Here is a 22,842-nt window from a genome sequence, read left to right on the forward strand (position 1 = left end):
GCCCATGGCTACTGACATTCTGCGGTTTGCGACGGCCGGTTCCGTTGACGACGGTAAGAGCACTCTGATCGGCCGACTGCTCTACGACACCAAGTCGATCCTGGAAGACCAGTACGAGGCGGTGAAACGCACCAGCCTCGCCCGGGGAGAGGACCAGGCCAACCTCGCCCTGCTCACCGACGGGCTGCGGGCCGAGCGGGAGCAGGGCATCACGATCGACGTGGCCTACCGGTACTTCGCGACTCCGCGGCGGACGTTCATCATCGCGGACACCCCCGGACACATCCAGTACACCCGCAACATGGTCACCGGCGCCTCCACCGCGGACCTGGCGGTGATCCTGGTGGACGCCCGCAAGGGGGTGCAGGAGCAGAGCCGCCGGCACGCCTTCCTCACCACGCTGCTGCAGGTCCCCCACCTGGTGCTTGCCGTCAACAAGATGGACCTGGTGGGCTACTCCCAGGAGCGCTTCGAAGAGATCAAAGCGGAGTTCACCGAGTTCGCCGCCAAACTCGACGTGCGGGACTTGGCGTTCATCCCGATCTCGGCGCTGCACGGCGACAACGTGGTGGAGCGGTCGGCCGCGATGCCGTGGTACGACGGTCCTTCCCTGCTCCAGCACTTGGAGACCGTGCACATCGCTTCGGACCGCAACCTCGTCGACGCGCGGTTCCCGGTGCAGTATGTGATCCGGCCGTACCGGGCGGACGACCCGGAGCTGCACGACTACCGCGGCTATGCCGGGCAGGTCACGAGCGGGGTGCTCAGGCCCGGGGACGAGGTGGTCCACCTCCCGTCGGGGATGGCCACGCGGATTCAGCGGATCGTCACCGCCGACGGGGACGTGGCCGAAGCGTTTCCCCCGATGTCGGTCACGCTGCTGCTCGAGGACGACATCGACATTTCGCGCGGGGACATGATCTGCCGCCCGCACAACCAGCCGACCGTCACCCAGGACTTGGACGCCATGGTGTGCTGGATGTCGGAAGGCCCGCCGCTCGCCCCGCGGACCAAGCTGCTGATCAAGCACACCACGCGCGTCGCCAAGGTCATGGTGCGCGACCTGCTGTACCGCATCGACACGACCACTTTGGAACGGGACGAGTCGGCGACGAGCCTCGCGCTCAACGAGATCGGCCGGGTCAAGCTGCGGGTCGCCCAGCCGCTCTTTGTCGACGAGTACCGGCGTAACCGGCTGACGGGCGGGTTCATCCTGATTGACGAGGGAACCAACGCCACCGTGGGCGCGGGGATGATCACTCAGGCCGGCTGACAGCGTCCTATCCTGCGGCGGGCGCCGCGGCGGGGCCGACGGAGGCTGCGCTGCGGCGCCGCGGTGTCTGCGGCGCTCATCCGCCGCGCTCCCAGGCCGGGGCGGGCGGTCGTGGGGCGGCACAGCAGTGCGGTGCGGGTCGCGGTGGTGACCCAGTCGTGGACTTCGACGGCGAGGGTGGGCACGCCGAAGAGGCGGGCGAAGAAGAGGAACGGGGTCTTCCGCGTTTCGGTGACGACGACCATGACCGGCCGGTACCGGGTGAAGACGCGGAGCGCCGTGAGGGTGGTGCGGGTCAGAGCGGCGGCGCGGTGGAATGCCGAGCGGGAGTGGGACGGCCGTGGATCAGCGGCCCTGGCGGCGGCGTCGGCAGTGCGCAGGGTGATCCAGAATCGTTCGTTCCTGTGCCACCAGGGGCGCGGGGGCCACAATTGTGCGGGGTAGCCGCTGCTGGCTGCGACAAGGAGGACAGGGGACACGGTCATGACCCCATCATGACATAACTATTAGTCACTCTGTTGTGACTTTTAGTATCGAAATGCTGGTTGTGGAAGTGTGATGACGGTCCGGCTGACGCAGGTCCGGACAGCGCCTAACGTGGGGGCATGCGTCTGACCACCTTCACTGATCTGTCGCTGCGCATCGTGATGCGTCTCGCTGTTGCTGGGGAGGAGACGCTCACCACGCGTTCAGTGGCGGGCATGTTGGCCGTGCCCTACACCCACGCCGCCAAGGCGGTGGCGCGGCTGAGCGAGATGGGGCTGGTGGAGGCGCGGCGCGGACGCGGTGGCGGGTTGCGGCTCACCCCGGCGGGGCGGGCGGCAACGGTTGGTTCGATCGTCCGGGAGCTTGAGGGCAGCAAGGACGTGGTGGCGTGCGAGGACGATCCGCCCTGCCCGTTGCGTGCGGCCTGCCGTCTGCGCGGGGAGCTGCGGCGGGCGCAGGAAGCGTTCTTCGCTGCCTTGGATGAGGTGACGGTCGAATCGCTTGTGGCGAGCCCCACAGGCCCGATCCTGGTGCAACTGCGAGCGCCAGAACGTCCGCAAAACAGCTCTGAACTGGAAAAACAGTGATGTGCCCTTAAGTGGGGGGTCAGTGGGGGTCCCGTATACCCCTCTTTAATATGCATCCAGGATGCAAATTAACGGGGGTTTCGGCTCCCCAACCCTTTGGAGGGTGCATGCTGTCAACCCAGTCCGCCGACATCGTCCGCGCCACGCTGCCGGTCGTCGGGGCCCACCTCGACGAGATCACCTCCCGCTTCTACTCGACGATGTTCTCCGAGCGCCCCGAACTCCTCGACGGCCTGTTCAACCGGGGAAACCAGGCCAACGGGGAACAGCGCCGGGCCCTCGCCGGATCCATCGCCGGATTCGCTAGCGCACTCCTCGCCAACCCCGACGAACGCCCCGACGCGCTGCTCGCCCGCATCGCGCACAAGCACGCCGCCGTCGCGGTCACCGACGACCAGTACGTCATCGTGCACAAATACCTGTTCGGGGCGATCGCCGACGTCCTCGGCGACGCAGCCACCCCCGAAGTCATCGCCGCCTGGGACGAGGTGTACTGGCTCATGGGCGGCGCGCTGATCGCGCTCGAAGCCCGCCTCTACGCGGAGAAGAACGCCGACAACGGCCGCACCTGGCGGGAATGGACCATCGTGGACCGCCGCGAAGAGACCCCCGACGTGTTCTCCCTCGTCCTGCGGCCCAGCGACGGCGGCCCCCTCCCCGAAGCGCGGCCCGGCCAATACGTCAGCGTGCTCCACCGCATGCCGGACGGTATCCGTCAGATCCGCCAGTACTCCATCTCCGGCGGCGACGAGCACACCCGGCGCATCACCATCAAACGGGTCCGCGGCACAGAACACACCCCTGAAGGGGAGATGTCCGCCCTGCTGTATGCAACCGCCAAAGCAGGGGACACCCTCACCGTCTCCGCCCCCTTCGGAGACGTCGTCCTCACCGACAGCGACCGGCCGCTCGTGTTCGCCACCGCGGGAATCGGCTGCACTCCCATCGTCGGCATGCTCAACTACCTCGCCGCCACCGGCGCCACCCGGCGGATCCTGGCCCTGCACGCCGACCGCTCCCGCGCCGAGCACGCGCTGTGGCAGGAAACCTCCACCCTGATCGCGCGCCTGCCCCACGCCCAGTACGTCGTCTGGTACGAGGAAGGAGACGGCGGCCTGCCCGGGCAGATGGACCTCACCGGGCTGGAGATCCCCGCGGACGCCGAGGTCTACCTGTGCGGACCGCTGCCCTTCATGCGGGAGATCCGCACCCAGTTCCTCGCCGCCGGAGTGCCCGCCAAGGACATCCACTACGAAGTGTTCGGCCCGGACCTGTGGCTGCCCGCTGACTGACCCCGCTCCCCGGCACACCCGTCGTCTGCGCAGGTCAACCAGTCTGCGCAGACGACATCGGCGTGCAAGGACGCAGACCGCGCCCCCGCACCAGGGCCCGGCCCGGCAGCTTTGCGGGGACGACGGTCACTCCTGCGGCGGCTTCCGCTGCGGTTCGAAGATCGCCTCCACCAGTTCGGTGCACCACGTCAACAGTTCGCGGTCACGCAACTGCTTGCCGCCGAGCCCACCAGACTTGGGCACCGGGACCATCAGAGTCCGCGTCGCGGCCTTCACCACCGCCTTGGGGTAGAGCCGACGCAGCCGCAACTGCTGGGATTCGCGCAGCTCCACCGGGGCGAACCGGATCTGCGTGCCCTGCAGCACCACGTCGGTCAGCCCAGCACTGCGGGCCAGCACCCGGAACCGCGCCACCGCCAGCAGGTTGTCCACCGGCTGCGGGGGTTCGCCGTAGCGGTCGAGCAGCTCCTCGCGGATTGCCGCGATGTCGTCCTCGCTCGCGACCTCGGCGATCCTCCGGTAAGCCTCCAGCCGCAGCCGCTCACCCGGCACATAGTCGTGCGGGATGTGCGCGTTGATCGGCAGCTCGACCTTGGTCTCGACCTCTTGGGCCGCGCTCTGGTCGCCCTTGAGCTCCCGCACCGCCTCGCCGACCATGCGCACGTACAGGTCGAAACCGACCCCCGCAATGCTCCCGGACTGCTCGGTGCCCAGGATGTTGCCGGCGCCGCGGATCTCCAAGTCCTTCATCGCCACGTACATGCCCGCACCGCTCTCCGTGTGCTGGGCGACCGTGGCCAGCCGCTCGTGCGCGGTCTCCGTGAGCGGCTTGTCCGGCGGGTACAGGAAGTAGGCGTAGGCGCGCTCCCGGCCGCGGCCCACCCGGCCGCGCAACTGGTGCAACTGGGCCAGCCCGTAGGTGTCGGCGCGGTCCACGATCAACGTGTTGGCGTTGGGCACGTCCAGCCCGGATTCCACGATCGTGGTGCAGACCAGGACGTCGAACTTCTTCTCCCAGAAGTCGACCATGACCCGTTCGAGCTGGTGCTCGTTCATCTGCCCGTGGGCCCAGGCCACCCGCGCCTCAGGCACCAGGCGGCTCACCGTGGCGGCGGCCCGTTCTATCGACGCCACCCGGTTGTGCACGAAGAACACCTGGCCTTCGCGCATCAGCTCCCGGCGGATGGCCGCGGCAATCTGCTTTTCGTCGTAGGGGCCCACAAACGTGAGGACCGGGTGCCGCTCCTCCGGCGGAGTGAGGATCGTGGTCATCTCCCGGATCCCGGTCAACCCCATCTCCAAGGTGCGGGGGATGGGAGTGGCCGACATCGAGAGGACGTCCACCTGGGTGCGCAGCCGCTTCAACGCCTCCTTGTGCTCCACGCCGAAGCGCTGCTCCTCGTCGATGATCACCAGGCCCAAGTCTTTGAACTGGGTCTCCGGGGAGAGCAGCCGGTGGGTGCCGATGACCACGTCGACTTCCCCGGTGCGCATGCCTTCGCGGATGCGTTCGATCTCGGCGTCGCTCTGGAACCGCGACAGCGGGCGGACCGTCACCGGGAACGAGGCGTAGCGCTCCGTGAACGTGGACAGGTGCTGCTGGACCAGCAGGGTCGTGGGCACCAGCACCGCCACCTGCTTGCCGTCCTGCACCGCTTTGAAAGCCGCGCGCACGGCGACCTCGGTTTTGCCGTAGCCGACGTCGCCGCAGATGAGCCGGTCCATCGGCACCGGCTTCTCCATGTCGCGCTTGACCTCTTCAATCGCGGCGAGCTGGTCGGGGGTCTCCACGTAGGGGAAGGCGTCCTCCAACTCCCGCTGCCACGGGGTGTCCGGGGAGAACGCGTGCCCGGGGGAGGCGTGGCGGGCCGAGTACAAGCGGATCAGGTCCCCGGCGATCTCCCGGACGGCCTTGCGTGCCCGGCTCTTCGCCTTCGCCCAGTCGGAGCCGCCCATCTTCGACAGGGTGGGGGAGTCCCCGCCGACATAGCGGGTCACCTCGTCGAGCTGGTCGGTCGGCACGAACAGGCGGTCCCCCGGCTGTCCGCGTTTGGACGGCGCATATTCGATGACCAGGTACTCGCGCGTGGCGCCCTGGATCGTCCGGCTCACCATTTCGACGTAGCGGCCGATCCCGTGCTGTTCATGCACCACGTAGTCGCCGGGTTTGAGCTGGAGCGGGTCGACACCGCGGCGGCGGCTCGGCATCCGCCGCATGTCGCGGGTGGAGGACCGCTGCCCCACCAGGTCGGTCTCGGTGAGCAGCACGGTGCGGACCGACCGCCACACGAAACCGTGCTCGAGCAGCCCGGTGGTGACCGTAGCCACCGCGGGCTCCGGCGGCTCCGGCAGCGCGTCCCGCAACTGCGTGCCCAGCCCGGCGTCCCGCAGCATGGACGCGAGCCGCTCCGCCGGCCCCTGTCCGGGGGTGAGCAGCACGACCCGCCAGCCTTCGTGCAGCCACGACTTGACGTCGGCGATCGCCCGCTCGGTGTCCCCCCGGTAGGCGTCGGTAGCTGAGGCGCCGACCACCACCGAGTGGTCGTCTTCAGCTGCGGCAGGGTTGCCCGGGTCGAAGGGGGTGACGGTCCACCACGGCAGTCCCAGCTCCCGGGCCCGCGAGCGCAGCTCGGCGATCGACTGGTAGGCGGACGCGCCGAGGTCGATGGGCGCCTCCCCGCCGGAAGCAGCGTTGATCCAGGAGGCTTCGAGGAACTCCTGGCTGGTCGCGACCAGCTCCTGGGCCCGGGTGCGGATCCGCTCCGGGTCGCAGCCCACGATGTGGGTGCCCGGCGGCAGCAGGTCGAGGAGCAGCTCCATCCGGTCCGCGAGCACCGGTGCGAACGCTTCCATGCCTTCGACCGCCACCCCGTCCGCCAGCTTCGTCAGGATGTCGGCAAGCGCCGGGTACTCGGCGGCCAGGGCCCGGGCGCGCTTCCGCACCGTGTCGGTGAGCAGCAGCTCCCGGCAGGGCGGGGCGAACAGGCCGGCTTCGGCTGCTCCGGGCTTGGAGATGGAACGCTGGTCAGCGACCTGGAAGTAGCGGATCTCCTCAACAGTGTCGCCCCAGAATTCCAACCGCAGGGGGTGCTCTTCGGTGGGCGGGAACACGTCGAGAATGCCGCCGCGCACCGCGATGTCCCCGCGCTTCTCCACCAGGTCGACCCGCGAATAGCCGATGTCGACCAGCGACTGGACGAGCTCGTCCAGCGCCACCGAGTCGCCTTCCCGCACACGCACCGGCTGGAGGTCACCCAGCCCGGAGACCAGCGGCTGCAGCACGGACCGGATGGGGGCGACCACGACCCGCAGCGGTGCGGTGAGCGGATCGTCGGGATCCGGGTGGGTCAGGCGGCGCAGGACCGCCAACCGCTGCCCCACCGTGTCGGAGCGGGGGGAGAGGCGCTCGTGCGGCAGGGTCTCCCACGCGGGGAACAGCGCCACCGAGTCGGCCGGCAGCAGCGACCCCAGGGCACTGTTCAGATCAGCGGCCTCACGCTCCGTGGCGGTCAGCGCCAGCACGGGACGTCCCGCTCCCACCGGAGCGTCGGCCGCGAGGCCAGCCACGATCAACGGGCGCACCGACGGCGGCGCGACAAGGTCGAGGAGGGGATCGTGGCCGTTGCGTGCGGTCTCGATCGCTCGCTTCAGGGCTGGGTCGCCGGTGACGACAGAGAGAAGTCCATTAAGGCTCATATCACCAGGTGGGGCGTGTGACGATGGACGGCCCGCTCGCAATGGGCGCAGAACGTGAGGCATAGTCGGGATTCCCCGATACAGCCTACGCGGGGCGGTGCGCCGGCCGCATCGGAAATCCACGGACCTGTGGACGGGGCAGCAGTCGCGAGTGAGGCCCGCGGTTGTCCGCTCCCCAGGGAAACGCCAGGATAAACCGGGATGTTCCCCGAAGAGGTCGCGGTACGGCCTTAAAGCACCGGACGGGGAGTGGCGAAGGCCACGTATCCACAGGCCTTCCCCAGCCTAGAGGCACTCCGTCCATCCGCCCCTAGGCTGAGGCGGAAAATCCGTTCGATCAGGGAGCGACGATGACCCAGCCGACCGGAGGACGCGCCGTATTCACCCCGGGGCCGCAAGGACTGGCCCACCTGGAGCTGCTGCTCTCCGGAGTCTGTCCGCTCCCGGGTTTCATGGCGCAAGCCGAGGCCGCGGAGCTCGACCGGCCGGGGCCTCCTCCGGCGGGAGCGGCGTGGCCGGTTCCGGTCACGCTGACCGTCCCCGAAACGCTGGCCGACGTGCGCGAGCTGGTGCTGGCCGATCCCGAGGGGGCACCGCTCGCGGAGCTCACCGTCACCGAGTCCTTCCGGGACGGGACGGTCCGCCTGGCCGGGCCGATCCGGCCCGCAGCCCCGCCCGCCTACGGCTCGCACCGCTCCCTGCGTGCCACCGCGGCAGACGTGCGGTCCGCGCGGGACGAGCGCCGACCGCTGCTGGCTGTTGTCACCGACCGGCCGCTCCACCACCGGGCCCTCGCCCAGATCCGGGCCGCCCTCGCCACCCTGGGCGACGCCGACCTGCTGGTCCTCGTAGACACGCCGCTTGACGGGGAAGGCGCGGCTACCGTGGTCCTCGCCGCCCGCCCCTGCCTGCCGGAGCACACCCGGTTCGCGGTCCTCACCCTGCCCACCGCACCTGCCGACGGCGCCCCCGAATGGTCCGCGGAGCGGCGGGGCCTGCTCGCCGCCCACGTCGCCGCCGCCTACGGCGCCACCCACCTCATGCTCGAGGGGGTGGGCGAACTCCCCGGCACTGCCGCAGAGCTCCCCGTGAAACCGGTGGCCGCTACCGAGTGGGTGTACGACACCGTCCACGAGCGGTGGCGGCCCGCCGACGAGGTTCCTCCCGCCCAGGCCCGCCCGGAATGGGACACCGCCGCCGTCGACGAGGCCCTCGCCCAAGGGACGCCGCTTCCCGCCTGGCTCACCCCGGAACCGGTGGCCGCCGCACTCGCCCGGACCCGCCCGGCCCGGACCCGCCGCGGACTCGTCCTCTTCTTCACCGGGCTCTCCGGCTCCGGCAAGTCCACGGTGGCGCGCGGAGTGGCCGAGCAGATCCGCCAGGCCGGGCGCACGGTCACCCTGCTCGACGGCGATGTGGTGCGCCGCCTGCTGTCCGCTGGTCTGACGTTCTCCCGGGCCGACCGCGACCTCAACATCCGCCGGATCGGATACGTGGCCGCAGAGATCGCCCGGCACGGCGGGGTCGCGGTGTGCGCCCCCATCGCACCGTATGCGGCCACCCGTGCCGAAGTGCGGCGCATGGCGGAAGAGACAGGGGACTTCTTCCTCGTCTACGTGGCCACCCCGCTCGAAGTGTGCGAGGCCCGCGACCGCAAAGGGCTCTACGCGAAAGCGCGCGCCGGGGAGATCCCCGCGTTCACCGGGATTTCCGACCCCTATGAGCCCCCGGAGGACGCGGACCTGGTCCTCGACACGTCCACGGAAAGCGAGGAGGAGTCGGTGGCGCGCGTGGTGGCTGCGCTCCGCGCCGGCGGCTGGCTGCCGCGCTGACCGCCCGCGTGGGCCGCCCCACCCGCGGCGGCCTCCACAATGGGGGTATGAGCGAGCACAACGGCACTCCCCAGGGCCATCGGCTGATCGCGCTGGTGGAGGTCATGGACACCCTGCGACGCGAATGCCCCTGGGACTCCGAGCAGACTCACGAGTCGCTCGCCAAGTACCTCATCGAGGAGGCCTACGAAACCGTCGAAACGATCGAACGGGGCGACTACGACACTCTCGCCGAGGAACTGGGCGACGTCCTCCTCCAGGTGGTGTTCCACGCTCGGGTGGCCGCCGAGCGCGGCCCGGACGGGTTCACGATCGACGACGTGGCCGACGCCATCATCGACAAACTGGTCCGCCGCCACCCGCACGTTTTCTCCACCACGAAAGTGGCGGGTGCCGACGAGGTCCGCGCCAACTGGGAGGCGATCAAAGCCGCCGAGCGGGAGGCGAAAGGCGAACAGGCCGACGTGTCCATGCTGGCCGGGGTGCCGTTCGGGCAGCCCGCCGCGCTGCTCGCCTACGAGCTGCAGAAGCGTGCCGCCCGCAACGGTGTGCCTGAAGACCTGATCGGGGACGACGGCGAACCCGGTGGGGCGCTGTTCGCGGCGGTAGCGGACGAGCGGCGCCGTTCCGCCGACCCGGAGATGGACCTGCGTGCCGCGGCCCGCCGGTTCGATGCCCGGGTGCGGGCCGTGGAAGAAGCGGCCCGGGCAGATGGGGTGGATCCGCGGAAGCTCACTCCTGATCAGTGGCGCTCTTATTGGAAGCAGTCGGAGGGGGCGTCGGGCTGACGGCAGAGCGCGGCAGTTCCATGGTGGCCGTGTCGTCGTGGCAGCGGGAGACGGCGGCACGGCGGACCTCACTGCTCACCCGTAGCCACAGGCCGAGCATGATCCAGGTCGTCACCAGGGAGGAGCCGCCGACCGACAGCAGCGGGGTAGTCATACCACTCAGCGGAATCAGCAGCGTGACCCCGCCGACGACAACAAACACTTGGAACGCCCAGAGGAACGCGAACCCGGTGGTCATCAGTTTGACGAAGGTGTCCCGGGCGGCCAGCGCGACCCGGAAGGCGCGTTCCACCAGCAGCAGGGTCACCAGCAGCACCGCGGCGACCCCGGCCAGCCCGAACTTCTCTCCCACCGACACCATGATCAGGTCGCTGTCGGAGGCGAAGAGGGTAGCGGCGCGCCCTTGGCCGAACCCGAGGCCGAACAGTCCTCCGTCAGCGAGCGCGAACAGTCCCTCCACCACTTGGGCGCTGCCTTGCGGTGCGTAGTAGACGCCGGGGTCGAACGCGTGCAGCCAGATCGTCACCCGCTGGCGGACATGCCAGAAAAGCAGGTAGGCGACGTAAGCCCCGGCGAGGAACATGGCCACGCCGATCCCGACCCAGGATTTGCGCAGGGTGGCGGTGTAGAGCATCGCCAGGAACACGGTGAACAGCAGCAGTGACGTGCCGAGGTCTTTGGTGCCGACGAGGATGAGGATGGCGATGCCCCACGCCGCGGTCATCGGGCCCATGTCGCGCATCCGCGGCACGCTGAAGATCTTGACGCCGCGCACGGTGATCTGGGCGGCGGCCAGCGCGAGGATGTCGCGTTTCATGCCGAGGTAGGCGGCGAGGAAGAGCACCAGCGGGATCTTGGCGAACTCTGAGGGCTGCACGGTGAAGCCGTTGAAGGACAGCCAGCGGCGGGAGCCGTACTGGTCGAGGCCGATCACGGGCAGCATGGGCGAGGCGAGCAGGACCAGCCCGGCCAGCGCCATCAGGTAGGGGTAGCGCTGCAGGCGCTGCGGGTGGCGGACCAGCAGCACTGTGGTCAGACAACCGAGCTGTCCCAGCCCGGTCCACAGGAGTTGCCGGAATGCGGCAGTGGGCGGGTCGCCGGCTTCGGCGTGCAGCCCCCAGATGACGATGAAGCCGATCCCGTTGAGGAGGACCGCGAGCGGCAGGATCAGGGGGTCGGCCCAGGGGGCGCAGAACCGCAGGGCTACGTGCACGGCGAGTGCACTGCCGCCGAGGACTGCGGTGGCCAGCCACAGCAGGTCGGGCACCTGTGCGTGCAGTTGGAGCCCGGTCAGGCACAGGCCGGTGGCGAATACGGTGAGCGCCACGGCGAGCATGGCGAGCTCGATGGTGTGCCGCCGCCTAAGGCGGGGCGCGGTCGTATAGGTCATGTCCCGCCTCGAAAGGTCTGTGCGGCGGCACAGTGGACATAGCGAACTATAAGCGGACCCCTGCCAGGGTGCGGTGAGGCGGGTAGCACGTCGCTGCAGGTGGCTGAAGGGACACGGGAGGGCCGTGCCACCCGTGTGTTTCGCGGGTTCTGTGGGTATCGAGGAGACCACAGGGCGCGGCAGCACAGGGGTGTCCCAGCCGTGCGACGTGAGGTGCGTCTCACAACCGTGAAAGGGGATATCCCGGATGATCAGGGGTTTGAGAGAAATGGACTAAACCAATCCGTGTCGTGGGGGAGACGTGGCGGTACCCGGATCGGTAGGCTCTGGGTGGTTCGCGTGGTGACCCGGGACACTTTTTGGGCACTGTGCGACTGATGTCTACCCCACCGGCCGGGTCTCGGACAGCGCAGTGCGCGGGACCGACCGGGACCACGCACAGACGCGAGGAAATGGAGTACTACGTTGGCGTCGATCGAGGCAGTACACGCACGGGAGATTCTCGACTCCCGCGGTAACCCGACGGTCGAGGTCGAGGTCGCACTCGACGACGGGACGATTGCCCGGGCGGCTGTCCCCAGTGGCGCGTCCACCGGTCAGTTCGAAGCGGTCGAACTGCGCGATGGTGGCGACCGTTACGGCGGTAAGGGCGTGGAGAAGGCCGTCGCCGCGGTCAACGAGGAAATCTCCGAACAGATCGTGGGTTACGAGGCCGAGGAGCAGCGGCTCGTCGACAGCGCCCTGATCACCCTGGACGGTACCCCCGACAAGTCGCGCCTGGGCGCCAACGCCATCCTGGGTGTCTCCCTGGCGGTGGCCAAGGCGGCCGCGGAGAGCGCGGACCTGCCGCTCTTCCGCTACCTGGGCGGCCCGAACGCCCACGTGCTGCCGGTGCCGATGATGAACATCCTCAACGGGGGTGCGCACGCGGACACCAACGTCGACATCCAGGAGTTCATGATCGCCCCCATCGGGGCGGAGAGCTTCCGGGAGGCGCTGCGCTGGGGCGCGGAGGTCTACCACTCGCTCAAGGCGGTGCTCAAAGCCCACGGCCTGGCCACCGGTGTCGGTGACGAGGGCGGGTTCGCGCCCAACCTGGACAGCAACCGCGCCGCGCTCGACCTGATCAGCGAAGCCATCACGAAGGCGGGCTTCACGCTGGGCCAGGACATCGCCCTGGCCTTGGACGTGGCCGCCACCGAGTTCTACGCGGACGGCGCCTACCAGTTCGAGGGCTCCAGCCGCAGCGCGGAGGAGATGGCCGCCTACTACACCGAGCTGGTCGAGTCCTACCCGCTGGTGTCGATCGAGGACCCGCTCAGCGAGGAAGACTGGGCCGGGTGGAAGGCGCTCACCGAGTCCCTCGGCGACCGGCTGCAACTGGTCGGCGACGACCTGTTCGTCACCAACCCGGAGCGGCTGCAGCGCGGTATCGACGAGGGCGCTGCCAACTCGCTGCTGGTCAAGGTGAACCAGATCGGTACGCTCAGCGAGACTTTGGACGCGGTGTCGCTGGCGCAGCGCAACCGGTACACCGCGATGATCAGCCACCGGTCTGGTGAGACCGAGGACACCACGATCGCCGACATCGCGGTGGCGACGAACTCGGGGCAGATCAAGACGGGTGCCCCGGCGCGCAGCGAGCGGGTCGCCAAGTACAACCAGCTGCTGCGGATCGAAGAAGAGCTCGACGACGCAGCCGTCTACGCCGGAGCCAACGCGTTCCCGCGTTTCGCGCGACAGGGCTGATCCCGTGGTGAAGGTGCCGGACCCGTCCAGTGGCCGCCGTCCGCGTACGACGGGGGGCTCACCGTCCGGTGCCTCGAAACCGTCGAAGGCCGCCGGGAAGAAGTCCCCCGGCGGCCGGACCCGGCCCGCGGCCGCCGCGGCGTCCCGCGGCCGCCGCACCGCCGCTCAGGCGAGCAGCAGGCCGGCGTTGACCAGCCGGGCCGCAGTCCTTGCGCTGCTGGTCTGCGTGATCGCACTGAGCCTGGCTTATCCGCTGCGCGAGTACATTGCCCAGCGGGCGCGGATCGCCCAGTTGAAAGAGGAGCGGGCGCGGATCCAGGAGTCGGTTGCGGAGCTGACCGCGCGCTACGAGGAGCTCCAAGACCCCGCCTACATCGAGCGGGAAGCGCGTTCGCGGCTGCACTACCAGTACCCGGGCGAGCAGACCTACATCATCATCGGCGGCACCCCGGAAGAGGAGGCCGTGCCGGAGCGCAGCCCGTCCAACCCGTGGTTTGTCGAACTGTGGGATTCGGTGGCGGAAGCCGACCAGCCGCAAGGCTGAACGCCGCAGTACCGGGCCGGGAGGAACGCGGGAGGCCACGACGGGAGTAGGCTGAGTGGACCATGAACTCCGCAGACCAGCTTCCCGCCCGGCGAGTCAGCGCCGAGGATGTCGAGATCATCCGGCAGCAGTTGGGACGGCCGCCCCGGGCCGTGTACGAGGTGGCGCACCGGTGCCCGTGCGGGCTTCCCGATGTGGTGCGCACCGCTCCCCGGCTGGCGGACGGGTCTCCTTTCCCCACCTTGTACTACTTGACGTGTCCCCGCGCGGCCTCCGCGATCGGCCGGTTGGAGAGCAGCGGGCTGATGCGGGAGATGACGGAGCGGCTGCAGCACGACGCCGAGCTGCGGGCCGCCTACACCAGGGCGCACGAGTCCTATCTGGCGGAGCGTGCCGCGCTCGCGGAGAAGCTGGGGCTCGAACCGCTGCCCAAGGGGATGCAGAGCGCGGGCGGTATGCCTAAGCGTGTCAAATGCCTGCATGCGCTGGTCGCGCACGAACTTGCCGTTCCCGGGAGCAACCCGCTGGGCCGGGAGGCGCTGGACCAGCTTCCCCCGTGGTGGGACCGGGGGCCGTGCGTGTGCAGTGACCGTAGCGAGAAGACCGAGAGGAACGGCAAGGACCAGTGAGAACGGTCGCGGCCATCGATTGCGGAACCAACTCCCTCCGACTGCTCGTCGCTGGAGTGCTGGACGCGGACGGTGAGGACATCCAGTTGCTGGACGTGGACCGCCGTATGGAGGTGGTCCGGCTCGGCCAGGGGGTGGACCGCACTGGCATGTTCGCCCCGGAGGCGTTGCAGCGCACGTTCGACGTGCTCCGCGACTACGTGGACGTGATGCGCGGCTACGGGGTCCAGCTCAGCCCGGATTCGGTGCGCATGGTGGCGACCAGCGCGACCCGGGACGCTGCCAACCGGGACGAGTTTGTCTCGGGTGTGCGCAAGATCCTCGGCGTGGAGCCTGAGGTGATCAGCGGCGAGGAGGAGGCCGAGCTGTCTTTCGTGGGGGCGACCGCGGAGCTGGAAGCGATGGGGGAGGGCTCCGGGCTGCACCGCCCCTACCTGGTCGTGGACGTCGGCGGGGGGTCCACCGAGTTTGTGCTGGGCCACACCGGGGATGCCGGGGCGAGCGCGGTCCGCGCCCAGTGCTCGGTCAACATCGGCTGCGTGCGGATGACGGAGCGGCACTTCCACGCTGATCCGCCCACGGCGGAGCAGGTTGCGGCGGCGACCGCCGACATCGAAGCAGCGTTGGACCAGGCCGCGGCGGTGGTGCCGCTGGGGGAGGCCGCGACCGTGGTGTGCGTGGCGGGAACAGCGACCACGCTGGCCGGGATCGCGCAAGGGCTTCCCGCCTACGACCCGGAGCGGATCCACCACGCCCGGGTGCCGGTGGAGCGGCTCCGTGAGATCACCGCTGAGCTGTTGGCGATGCCGCACGAGCAGCGGGCCGCGATCGGGGTGATGCATCCGGGCCGGGTGGATGTGATCGGCGCGGGTTCGCTCATCGTGGAGCGGGTGCTGGCCCGGACGGGGGCGGCGGAGTTCGTCGCCAGTGAGCACGACATCTTGGACGGCATCGCGTGGAGTCTGGCCGTGGAGGCCCCGGCTAGCGCGTGAGGTGCGGTGCACCGGGCCCGGTTTCCGCGGGTGACCAGGGGATTTCGTCAGGTCAACCGTCCTGGGATCCGTGAACCGGGTCACGCCGCACCAGGCTTGTGAAAGCATTCACATATATCCTGACCTGCGGAAACGCTGCTCTAGGGTGGTTTATTCTGGTTTAAACCTTTCCAATCTGTTCCTTGGCTGACGTGGGTAGCTTGTGAAAGAATGCACAAGCAGGACGAGAGGGGCGAGATCTCGCCTTGGCTTAAAAATCGCATGGTTTCTGCGGTGAATCCATGCAGAAGGTGACAGGCGAAGAAAATTTGCCGATCTTTACGCTCGGTGGAGCTGTGGGATCGGGGAAGCAGGGGCGGAACAACGATGACCGAAAGCAGGAACTACCGGCTGGTGCCCGGCGGCGGTGACGCATCGGAGATCCCGCACGTGCTCATCGTTGGCGGTGGGTACCTGGGCATGTACACCGCGAAGCGGCTGGAGAAGAAGCTGGGACCGGGAGAAGCCCGCATCACCGTGGTGGACCCCAACTCCTACATGACCTACCAGCCGTTCCTGCCTGAGACGGCCGCGGGCAGCATCTCCCCGCGCAACGTCGTCGTCCCGCTGCGCAAAGTCCTGCGCCGCACCCGCGTCCTCAACGGCCGGGTCGTGCGCATCGAACACGCCCAGCGCCGGGTCGAATGCGTGACCAACGAGGGGGAGCGCCGCGAGCTCACCTACGACTACCTGGTCATGGCGGCTGGAGCAGTCTCCCGCACCCTCCCCATTCCTGGGCTAGCGGAGCACGGCATTGGCATCAAAACCGTCCAGGAAGCCGCCTATCTGCGCAACCACGTGCTGGAGCAGCTCAACATCGCTGACTCCACCGACGACCCGCGAGTGCGGCGCAAGGCGCTGAACTTCGTGTTCGTCGGCGGCGGGTTCGCGGGGGCCGAAGCCATCGCGGAGCTGGAAGACCTCGCCCGCGACGCCACCCGGATCTACCCGTCGATCAGCATCGACGACCTGCACTTCTACCTCATTGAGGCCGCCGACCGCATCCTGCCCGAGGTCGGCCCCGAGGTGGGCGCCAAGGCACTCCAGCAGCTCCGCAACCGCGGCATCGACGTGCGCCTGTCCACCTTCCTGGAGTCAGCGGTCGACCAGCGCATCAAGCTCAGCGACGGCACCGAGTTCGAAGCCGGCACCCTGGTGTGGACCGCCGGCGTCAAGCCCAGCCCGGTCGTCCAAGCCTCCGACCTGCCGCTGGGCCCCAAGGGCCACGTGGACACCACCGAATACTTGACCGTCAGGGGGGTGGAGAACGCCTTCGCGGGCGGCGACAACGCCCAAGTCCCGGACGGCAACGGCGGCTATTACCCGCCCAACGCGCAGAACGCGGTCCGCCAGGCCCCGGTCCTGGCCGACAACATCATCGCCACCCTGCGCGGCAAGGAACTCAAGCCCTACCGGCACAAGAACCTGGGGGCGGTCGCCGGACTCGGCATGTACAAGGGCGCGGCCCAAGTGTTCGGCGCGGTCAAGCTGACCGGGCTGCCCGCGTGGCTGGCGCACCGCAGCTACCACCTGCTGGCGGTGCCGACGTTCAACCGCAAGATGCGGGTCCTCGCCGACTGGACGCTGGGCTTCTTCCTGCGCCGCGACTTCGCGTCGATCCCGGAGATGAGCCAGCCCCGTCAGGCGTTCACCGAAGCAGCCCGCCCGCAAGTCGACGGCAGCAACCTGCGCCGCGTCTCCTGAACCGAGGCACTGCTTCCCGACGAAAAAACGACAGAAGGTAGTGGACCCGTTTCGAATCGGAACGGGTCCACAACACTTCGTACTCGATGGTGAAGTAAAACTCCAAACCACAGAAAAAGTGGCGTGGTGACCGGTATGCTAGATGCGCCCTCGTAGCCCAACGGTAGAGGCAGGCCCCCTAAAAGGGTCATAAGTGTCGGTTCGAATCCGACCGAGGGTACTCCTCACCCACCCGTCACGGTGGACTGAGAAACTCCCAGGTCCGGCTCCTGCATTCAGGACCGGGCTTTTTCTTTTGCCGCAACCCCTGGCGTCCATCCCCGACAAAACAGCCTTCCGGGTGCGAAATCCCCCACTGGGCGGGCCAGTTCGCGGGTAGAAACCCTCACACAGCCGACCGGTCTTTCCACCGACTCGAACCACCCGCACCTCACTTTCCCCCGGGGACGCCCACAAGGAGTCCCTTCTGGGTACTGGCCTAGTCCACCCGCGACACCACACCAGGGGGTCATCCATGGACGCCGTGACCAACGTTCCCGCACCCGTCAACGAGCCGGTCCTGTCCTACGCGCCCGGCAGCCCGGAACGCGCCGAACTCACCCGCTACCTCACCGCACTCGCCGACCAGCCCAGAGAACTCCCCATGACTATCGGCGGCACGCGGCGCCTCGGCGGCGGGGCACGCATCGACGTTGTCCAACCGCACCGCCACGCCTCCGTGCTCGGCATTCTCGGCAACGCCACCCACGAGGACGCCCGGGACGCCATCGCCGCTGCCCTCCACGCCGCCCCCGCGTGGCGGGACACCCCCTTCGACGAGCGGGCCGCGATCCTGCTGCGCGCCGCCGACCTCCTCTCCGGCCCGTGGCGGCAGCGCCTCAACGCGGCAACCATGCTGGGGCAGTCCAAGACCGTGATCCAAGCCGAGATCGACGCGGTCTGCGAACTCGCCGACTTCTGGCGGTTCAACGTGCACTTCGCCCGCCAGATCCTCGCAGAACAGCCGCTCGTCCACGCGCCGGGCACGTGGAACCGCACCGACCACCGCCCCTTGGAAGGGTTCGTCTACGCGATCACCCCGTTCAACTTCACGGCGATCGCCGGAAACCTCCCCACCGCGCCCGCGCTCATGGGCAACGTCGTGGTGTGGAAACCGTCCCCCACCCAGACGCTCGCCGCCTGCCTGACCATGGAACTGCTGGAAGCAGCCGGACTGCCGCCCGGTGTCATCAACCTGGTCACCGGCGACGGCGTGGCGCTCTCCGAAGTCGCCCTCACCCACCCCGACCTGGCGGGCATCCACTTCACCGGCTCCACCCGGACCTTCCAGTACCTGTGGCGGACCGTCGGGGAGAACATTGCCCGCTACCGCAGTTACCCGCGCATCGTCGGAGAGACCGGCGGCAAAGACTTCGTGGTCGCGCACGCTTCCGCCGATGTCGACGTGCTCCGCACCGCCCTGCTGCGCGGTGCGTTCGAATACCAAGGCCAGAAGTGCTCCGCTGCCTCCCGTGCCTTCATCGCCCGCTCGGTGTGGGAGCGGATGCGTGACGACTTCCTCGCCCAGGTCGACGCGCTCCCCATGGGCGACGTCACCGACTTCCGCAACTTCCTGGGCGCAGTCATCGACCGCCGCGCCTACGACCGCCTCGCCCGCCTGCTCGACCGGGTGCGCACGGATCCGACGATCGACGTGCTCGTCGGCGGCACTGCCGACGACAGCGTCGGCTACTTTGTGCGCCCCACGGTCCTCCTCGGCAGCGACCCGAGCCACGAGGTGTTCACCACCGAGTACTTCGGGCCGGTCCTCGCGGTCTACGTCTACGACGACCACGCCTACGAGGAGGTGCTCCGCCTCGTCGACCGCGGCGCACCCTACGGGCTGACCGGCGCCATCATCGCCACCGACCGGGCTGCGATCCTCGCGGCGACCCGGCAGCTGCGGTTTGCGGCGGGCAACTTCTACATCAACGACAAGCCCACCGGGTCGATCGTGGGACAGCAGCCGTTCGGCGGCTCCCGGGCCAGCGGCACCAACGACAAGGCCGGGTCGATGGCGAACCTCATGCGGTGGACCAGCCCGCGGGTGATCAAAGAAACATTCGTCCCGCCCACCGACCACCGCTACCCGCACCAGGACTGAGGGCAGGGGGACACCGGCATGCTTCGCACCCTCCTGCTGCTCGCGGCCCGCTCGCCGCGCTGCCGCGACTTCGTGACCCGCTCCCCGCTGACCCGGGGCGTGGTCCGCCGGTTCGTCGCCGGAGACACGCTCGACGCGACGCTCCCTGTCCTCCGCCAGCTCACCGCTGACCGCCACGTCACCGTCGACTACCTGGGGGAGGACATCACCGACGCTGAGCAGGCCAGCCGCACAGTGGACGCCTACACGCACCTGCTCACCGCCCTGGGAGAGCACGGCCTGGCCCCGCGGGCCGAGGTGTCGGTGAAGCTCTCCGCGCTCGGCCTGGCGCTGCCCCGCGACGGTGCACAGCTCGCGTTGGACCACGCCCGGCAGATCTGCGCGGCCGCTGAAGCGGTGGGCACCACGGTCACCGTGGACATGGAAGACCACACCACCACGGACGCCACCCTGGACATCGTGCACCAGCTCCGCGTCGACTTCCCCCGGACCGGGGCTGTGCTCCAGGCCTACCTGCGGCGCACCGAAGCCGACTGCCGGGACCTGGCCGTGCCCGGGTCGCGGGTGCGCTTGTGCAAAGGCGCCTACGACGAGCCTGCTACGGTGGCCTACCGCGACCGGGCCGAAGTGGACCGCTCCTATGTGCGCTGCCTGCGCATCCTCATGGACGGCCCCGGCTATCCCATGGTGGCCACCCACGACCCGCGCCTCCTGCGGATTGCCGCGTTCCTCGCAAGGTCCGCCGGGCGCAGCGCGGACTCCTACGAGTACCAGATGCTTTACGGAGTCCGTACCGACCTGCAGGCGGCTCTGGCCGATCGGGGCGAGCGGGTGCGGGTGTACGTGCCGTACGGTGAGCAGTGGTACGGCTATTTCATGCGGCGACTGGCTGAACGCCCCGCGAATACGGCGTTCTTCGCCCGCGCTCTCTTCGCCGGGGGAGCCGTGCGATAGGGTCGCCGTGCGGTGCGACCGGAAAACGGGAACCCCTTTGCTAGCGGGATCCGTTACGTTGAATGGCACTGGTATCTCGCCGTTGAGAGGTGCAAACACGATTATGCGGAAGCGCAGCAGTTCCAATCCCGTGATCAAGCGGGCCCTGGCTAGCGCTCCGGGAGGCGCGGGCTACTACGCGCAGCCCGGCTACGGCCAGCCCTACGCGTCGCAAGGGTACGGCCAGCCCTACGCGCAGCCTGGTTACGGACAGCCCGGTTACGGACAGCCGGGCTACGGACAGCCGGGCTACGGCCAGCCCTATCCCCCGCAGGGGTACGGCCCCGCCCCGTACCCGGCCCAGCCTGGTTACGGTCCGGCGGTTCCCGGCACCCGCCCGGTCACCATCGACGACGTGGTGATGCGCACCGGGTTCACGCTCGGCACCGTCGTGCTGGGCGCCGTCCTCACCTACTTCATGGCGATGCTGGTCAACCCGGCCCTCAGCGTCGTCATGCTGGTCATCGGTGCGATCGGCAGCCTGATCCTGGGCCTGGTCATCTCCTTCACCCGGTCCACCAACCCGGCGCTGATCCTCATCTACGCCGGGCTGGAAGGCCTGTTCGTCGGCGGTTTCAGCTTCGTCCTGGAAGCGTCGCTCGCCGGATCCGGGGTGGCTCCCGGAGGCCTTGTCGTGCCTGCGGTCTTCGGCACGCTGTTCGTGGCGGGCATCATGCTCGCGCTCTACAAGTTCCAGGTCATCCGGGTCACGAACACCTTCGTGAAGGTGGTGACCGCGGCGCTGCTCGGCTTCCTCGCCCTGGTCCTGGTCAACCTCATCGTGGGCATCTTCGTCCCGGGCGGCCTGGGCCTGCGGGAAGCCGGACCGCTGGGCCTGCTGGTGAGCGCCGTCGCGATCGTGCTGGCTGCGCTGGTGCTGGCCATCGACTTCCGCGACGTCGAGGAGGCCATCGCGTACGGTCTGCCGGAGAAGGTCTCCTGGCAGCTCGCGTTCGGCCTGACTGTCTCGCTTGTCTGGCTGTACATCGAGATCGTGCGTCTGCTGTGGATCATCCAGTCAATGTTCAGCGAATAACGCACGGTCCAGAGCAGGACAGGGTGCCTCTCCCCTGGGCGGGAGGGGCACCCGTTTTTGTACGGCCCCCATGCGGGCACCTGCTGCGGGGCAATGCCCTCGAGCGCCAGTCTTCGGCCGAGCCGTCGTTGAGCGGGCGCGCTCTTTTCCGCGGCCCAGCAGGGCAGGGGGAAACTCCTGCGGGGAACGGAGTCCCGAGGGGAAAACTGCTCTGTTGCTCCGCGTATTCACAGGCTCCGCGGACCCTTTCCCCAAGGGAGAGAAGGAAGTCCTTTCCCCGGGGGAATGGCGGGGACGCTCTTTCCCGAAGGGAAGAAACCGGTCCTCCGGGGAGCGTGGAGAAAGAGTAAAGCGGGGCATTCACGTGAATGCCCCGCCGGGAATTGTCCGCGGTGCGCGGTACTTCTGGGGTCAGCTCAGCCGTTCGAAGATGGCGGCCATTCCCTGCCCGCCGCCCACGCACATGGTCTCCAAGCCGAAGGTCTTGTCGTGGAACTGGAGGGCGTTGATCAGCGTGGTGGTGATCCGCGCCCCCGTCATACCGAACGGGTGGCCGATAGCGATGGCGCCGCCGTTGACGTTGAGCTGGGAGTCGATGTCGATGCCCAGGTCGTCCGCGGACGGAAGCACCTGCGCGGCGAACGCCTCGTTGATCTCCACGAGGTCGATGTCGCGGATCGACATGTTGGCGCGGGCCAGCGCCTGCCGGGAGGCCTCGACCGGTCCCAGCCCCATGATCTCGGGTGACAGCGCGCTCACCCCGGTCGACACGATCCGGGCCAGCGGGGTGATGCCCAGTTCAGCGGCCTTCCGGTCGCTCATGATGATCAGTGCGGCCGCGCCGTCGTTGAGCGGGCAGCAGTTCCCCGCGGTCACCGTGCCGTCGGGGCGGAACACCGGGTCCAGGGCGGCGACTTTCTCGTAGGTGGTGCCGCGCCGCGGACCGTCGTCGGTGGAGACCACCGTGCCGTCAGGCAGGGTCACCGGGGTGATCTCCCGCTCCCAGAAACCGTTGTCGAGCGCCTTTTCCGCCAGGTTCTGCGAACGCACCGCGAATTCGTCCTGGCGCTGGCGGGAGACGCCGCGCAGCTGCGCCACGTTCTCCGCGGTCTGCCCCATAGCGATGTAGATGTCGGGGAGCTTGCCCTCTTCCCGCGGGTCGCGCCAGGGTTCTGCACCGCCCTCGGCGCGGCGGGCGGTGCGTGCCTCAGCCTCGGCGAACAGCGGGTTCTTCGTGTCGGGCAGCGTGTCACTGTTGCCCTTGGTGAAGCGGCTGACCATTTCCACGCCGGCGGAGATGAAGACGTCGCCTTCCCCGGCCTTGATGGCGTGGAACGCCATCCGGGTGGTCTGCAGGGATGAAGAGCAGTAGCGGGTGATGGTGGTGCCCGGGACCGAGTCCAGACCGAGCTGCACCGCGACGACGCGGGCCATGTTGAAGCCCTGTTCGCCACCGGGGAGCCCGCAGCCCAGGAGGAGGTCGTCGATGGTGGCGGGGTCCAGTTGCGGGACCTTGGCGAGCGCCGCGGAGATGATCTGCGCGGTCAGGTCGTCCGGGCGGATGTCCTTGAGGGACCCCTTGAAAGCCCGTCCGATGGGAGAGCGTGCCGTAGCGACGATGACGGCTTCAGGCATGCCTCGGCCTTTCTAGGAGATGCTGACGGGAGTC

At 68.8% G+C, this 22,842-nt stretch carries 17 protein-coding genes and 1 tRNA gene; 14 read left to right on the top strand and 4 right to left on the bottom strand.

Features of this window, described 5'->3' with window-relative positions; genetic code table 11:
• Positions 1 to 4: 4 nt before the first annotated feature.
• A complete protein-coding gene (gene cysN, locus TFU_RS02090; RefSeq protein WP_011290867.1) occupies positions 5 to 1,273 on the top strand; it encodes a sulfate adenylyltransferase subunit CysN in 1,269 nt (422 codons plus the stop codon).
• Here cysN and TFU_RS02095 read toward each other — a convergent pair.
• A complete protein-coding gene (locus tag TFU_RS02095; RefSeq protein WP_016188168.1) occupies positions 1,261 to 1,758 on the bottom strand; it encodes a hypothetical protein in 498 nt (165 codons plus the stop codon). The two genes, cysN and TFU_RS02095, sit on opposite strands and share 13 nt — an antisense overlap.
• A gap of 120 nt (positions 1,759 to 1,878) precedes the next feature.
• On the opposite strand from TFU_RS02095, the gene TFU_RS02100 reads away from it, so the two are divergent.
• Together TFU_RS02100 and TFU_RS02105 are read left to right on the top strand one after the other, a co-directional pair.
• On the top strand, positions 1,879 to 2,346 hold the full coding sequence (locus TFU_RS02100) for an RrF2 family transcriptional regulator (RefSeq protein ID WP_011290869.1): 468 nt from the start codon (positions 1,879 to 1,881) through the stop codon (positions 2,344 to 2,346).
• A 107-nt stretch (positions 2,347 to 2,453) separates the two neighbouring features.
• Positions 2,454 to 3,638: a globin domain-containing protein gene (locus tag TFU_RS02105; RefSeq protein WP_011290870.1), complete on the top strand. Its 1,185-nt coding sequence runs from the start codon at positions 2,454 to 2,456 to the stop codon at positions 3,636 to 3,638.
• A 126-nt stretch (positions 3,639 to 3,764) separates the two neighbouring features.
• Here the strand turns inward: TFU_RS02105 and mfd are convergent, their stop codons facing one another.
• Positions 3,765 to 7,334 (bottom strand): transcription-repair coupling factor, encoded by a 3,570-nt coding sequence (gene mfd, locus TFU_RS02110; RefSeq protein WP_016188170.1) that lies wholly within the window; start codon positions 7,332 to 7,334, stop codon positions 3,765 to 3,767.
• Between the two features lie 350 nt (positions 7,335 to 7,684).
• Between mfd and cysC the strand changes: the two genes are divergently transcribed.
• Together cysC and TFU_RS02120 are read left to right on the top strand one after the other, a co-directional pair.
• Positions 7,685 to 9,166 carry an adenylyl-sulfate kinase gene (gene cysC / locus TFU_RS02115; protein WP_011290872.1) on the top strand — a complete coding sequence of 494 codons (1,482 nt, stop codon included), beginning with the start codon at positions 7,685 to 7,687 and terminating at the stop codon, positions 9,164 to 9,166.
• A gap of 47 nt (positions 9,167 to 9,213) precedes the next feature.
• Positions 9,214 to 9,954 (top strand): nucleoside triphosphate pyrophosphohydrolase, encoded by a 741-nt coding sequence (locus TFU_RS02120; RefSeq protein WP_011290873.1) that lies wholly within the window; start codon positions 9,214 to 9,216, stop codon positions 9,952 to 9,954.
• On the opposite strand, the gene TFU_RS02125 is transcribed toward TFU_RS02120, so the two are convergent.
• Complete coding sequence (locus tag TFU_RS02125) at positions 9,899 to 11,344, bottom strand: FtsW/RodA/SpoVE family cell cycle protein (protein WP_011290874.1); 1,446 nt, start codon at positions 11,342 to 11,344, stop codon at positions 9,899 to 9,901. The genes TFU_RS02120 and TFU_RS02125 overlap by 56 nt on opposite strands.
• A gap of 465 nt (positions 11,345 to 11,809) precedes the next feature.
• On the opposite strand from TFU_RS02125, the gene eno reads away from it, so the two are divergent.
• The 9 genes from eno to TFU_RS02170 all read left to right on the top strand — a co-directional run bounded on the left by eno (position 11,810) and on the right by TFU_RS02170 (position 21,173).
• Positions 11,810 to 13,093: a phosphopyruvate hydratase gene (gene eno / locus TFU_RS02130; RefSeq protein ID WP_011290875.1), complete on the top strand. Its 1,284-nt coding sequence runs from the start codon at positions 11,810 to 11,812 to the stop codon at positions 13,091 to 13,093.
• A 4-nt stretch (positions 13,094 to 13,097) separates the two neighbouring features.
• Entirely contained in the window at positions 13,098 to 13,637 is a 540-nt protein-coding gene (locus TFU_RS02135; protein WP_011290876.1) for an FtsB family cell division protein, read from the top strand.
• 62 nt (positions 13,638 to 13,699) lie between these two features.
• On the top strand, positions 13,700 to 14,266 hold the full coding sequence (locus TFU_RS02140) for a DUF501 domain-containing protein (protein WP_011290877.1): 567 nt from the start codon (positions 13,700 to 13,702) through the stop codon (positions 14,264 to 14,266).
• Complete coding sequence (locus TFU_RS02145) at positions 14,263 to 15,258, top strand: Ppx/GppA phosphatase family protein (RefSeq protein ID WP_011290878.1); 996 nt, start codon at positions 14,263 to 14,265, stop codon at positions 15,256 to 15,258. The genes TFU_RS02140 and TFU_RS02145 overlap by 4 nt, the downstream gene beginning before the upstream one ends.
• A gap of 366 nt (positions 15,259 to 15,624) precedes the next feature.
• The gene (locus TFU_RS02150) at positions 15,625 to 17,001 is read left to right on the top strand and encodes an NAD(P)/FAD-dependent oxidoreductase (protein WP_011290879.1); all 1,377 of its coding nucleotides are present in this window, start codon (positions 15,625 to 15,627) and stop codon (positions 16,999 to 17,001) included.
• A gap of 146 nt (positions 17,002 to 17,147) precedes the next feature.
• Positions 17,148 to 17,221 (top strand) — tRNA-Leu (locus TFU_RS02155).
• A gap of 294 nt (positions 17,222 to 17,515) precedes the next feature.
• Positions 17,516 to 19,144, top strand: coding sequence for an L-glutamate gamma-semialdehyde dehydrogenase (gene pruA, locus TFU_RS02160; protein WP_011290880.1), 1,629 nt, complete (start codon positions 17,516 to 17,518; stop codon positions 19,142 to 19,144).
• An 18-nt stretch (positions 19,145 to 19,162) separates the two neighbouring features.
• Positions 19,163 to 20,098 (top strand): proline dehydrogenase family protein, encoded by a 936-nt coding sequence (locus TFU_RS02165; protein WP_011290881.1) that lies wholly within the window; start codon positions 19,163 to 19,165, stop codon positions 20,096 to 20,098.
• A gap of 103 nt (positions 20,099 to 20,201) precedes the next feature.
• Entirely contained in the window at positions 20,202 to 21,173 is a 972-nt protein-coding gene (locus TFU_RS02170) for a Bax inhibitor-1/YccA family protein (protein ID WP_011290882.1), read from the top strand.
• A 411-nt stretch (positions 21,174 to 21,584) separates the two neighbouring features.
• Here the strand turns inward: TFU_RS02170 and TFU_RS02175 are convergent, their stop codons facing one another.
• Positions 21,585 to 22,808 (bottom strand): acetyl-CoA C-acetyltransferase, encoded by a 1,224-nt coding sequence (locus TFU_RS02175; protein ID WP_011290883.1) that lies wholly within the window; start codon positions 22,806 to 22,808, stop codon positions 21,585 to 21,587.
• Between the last annotated feature and the right edge of the window lie 34 nt (positions 22,809 to 22,842).

It is taken from the genome of Thermobifida fusca YX, assembly GCF_000012405.1.
Taxonomy (GTDB): Bacteria; Actinomycetota; Actinomycetes; order Streptosporangiales; family Streptosporangiaceae; genus Thermobifida; species Thermobifida fusca.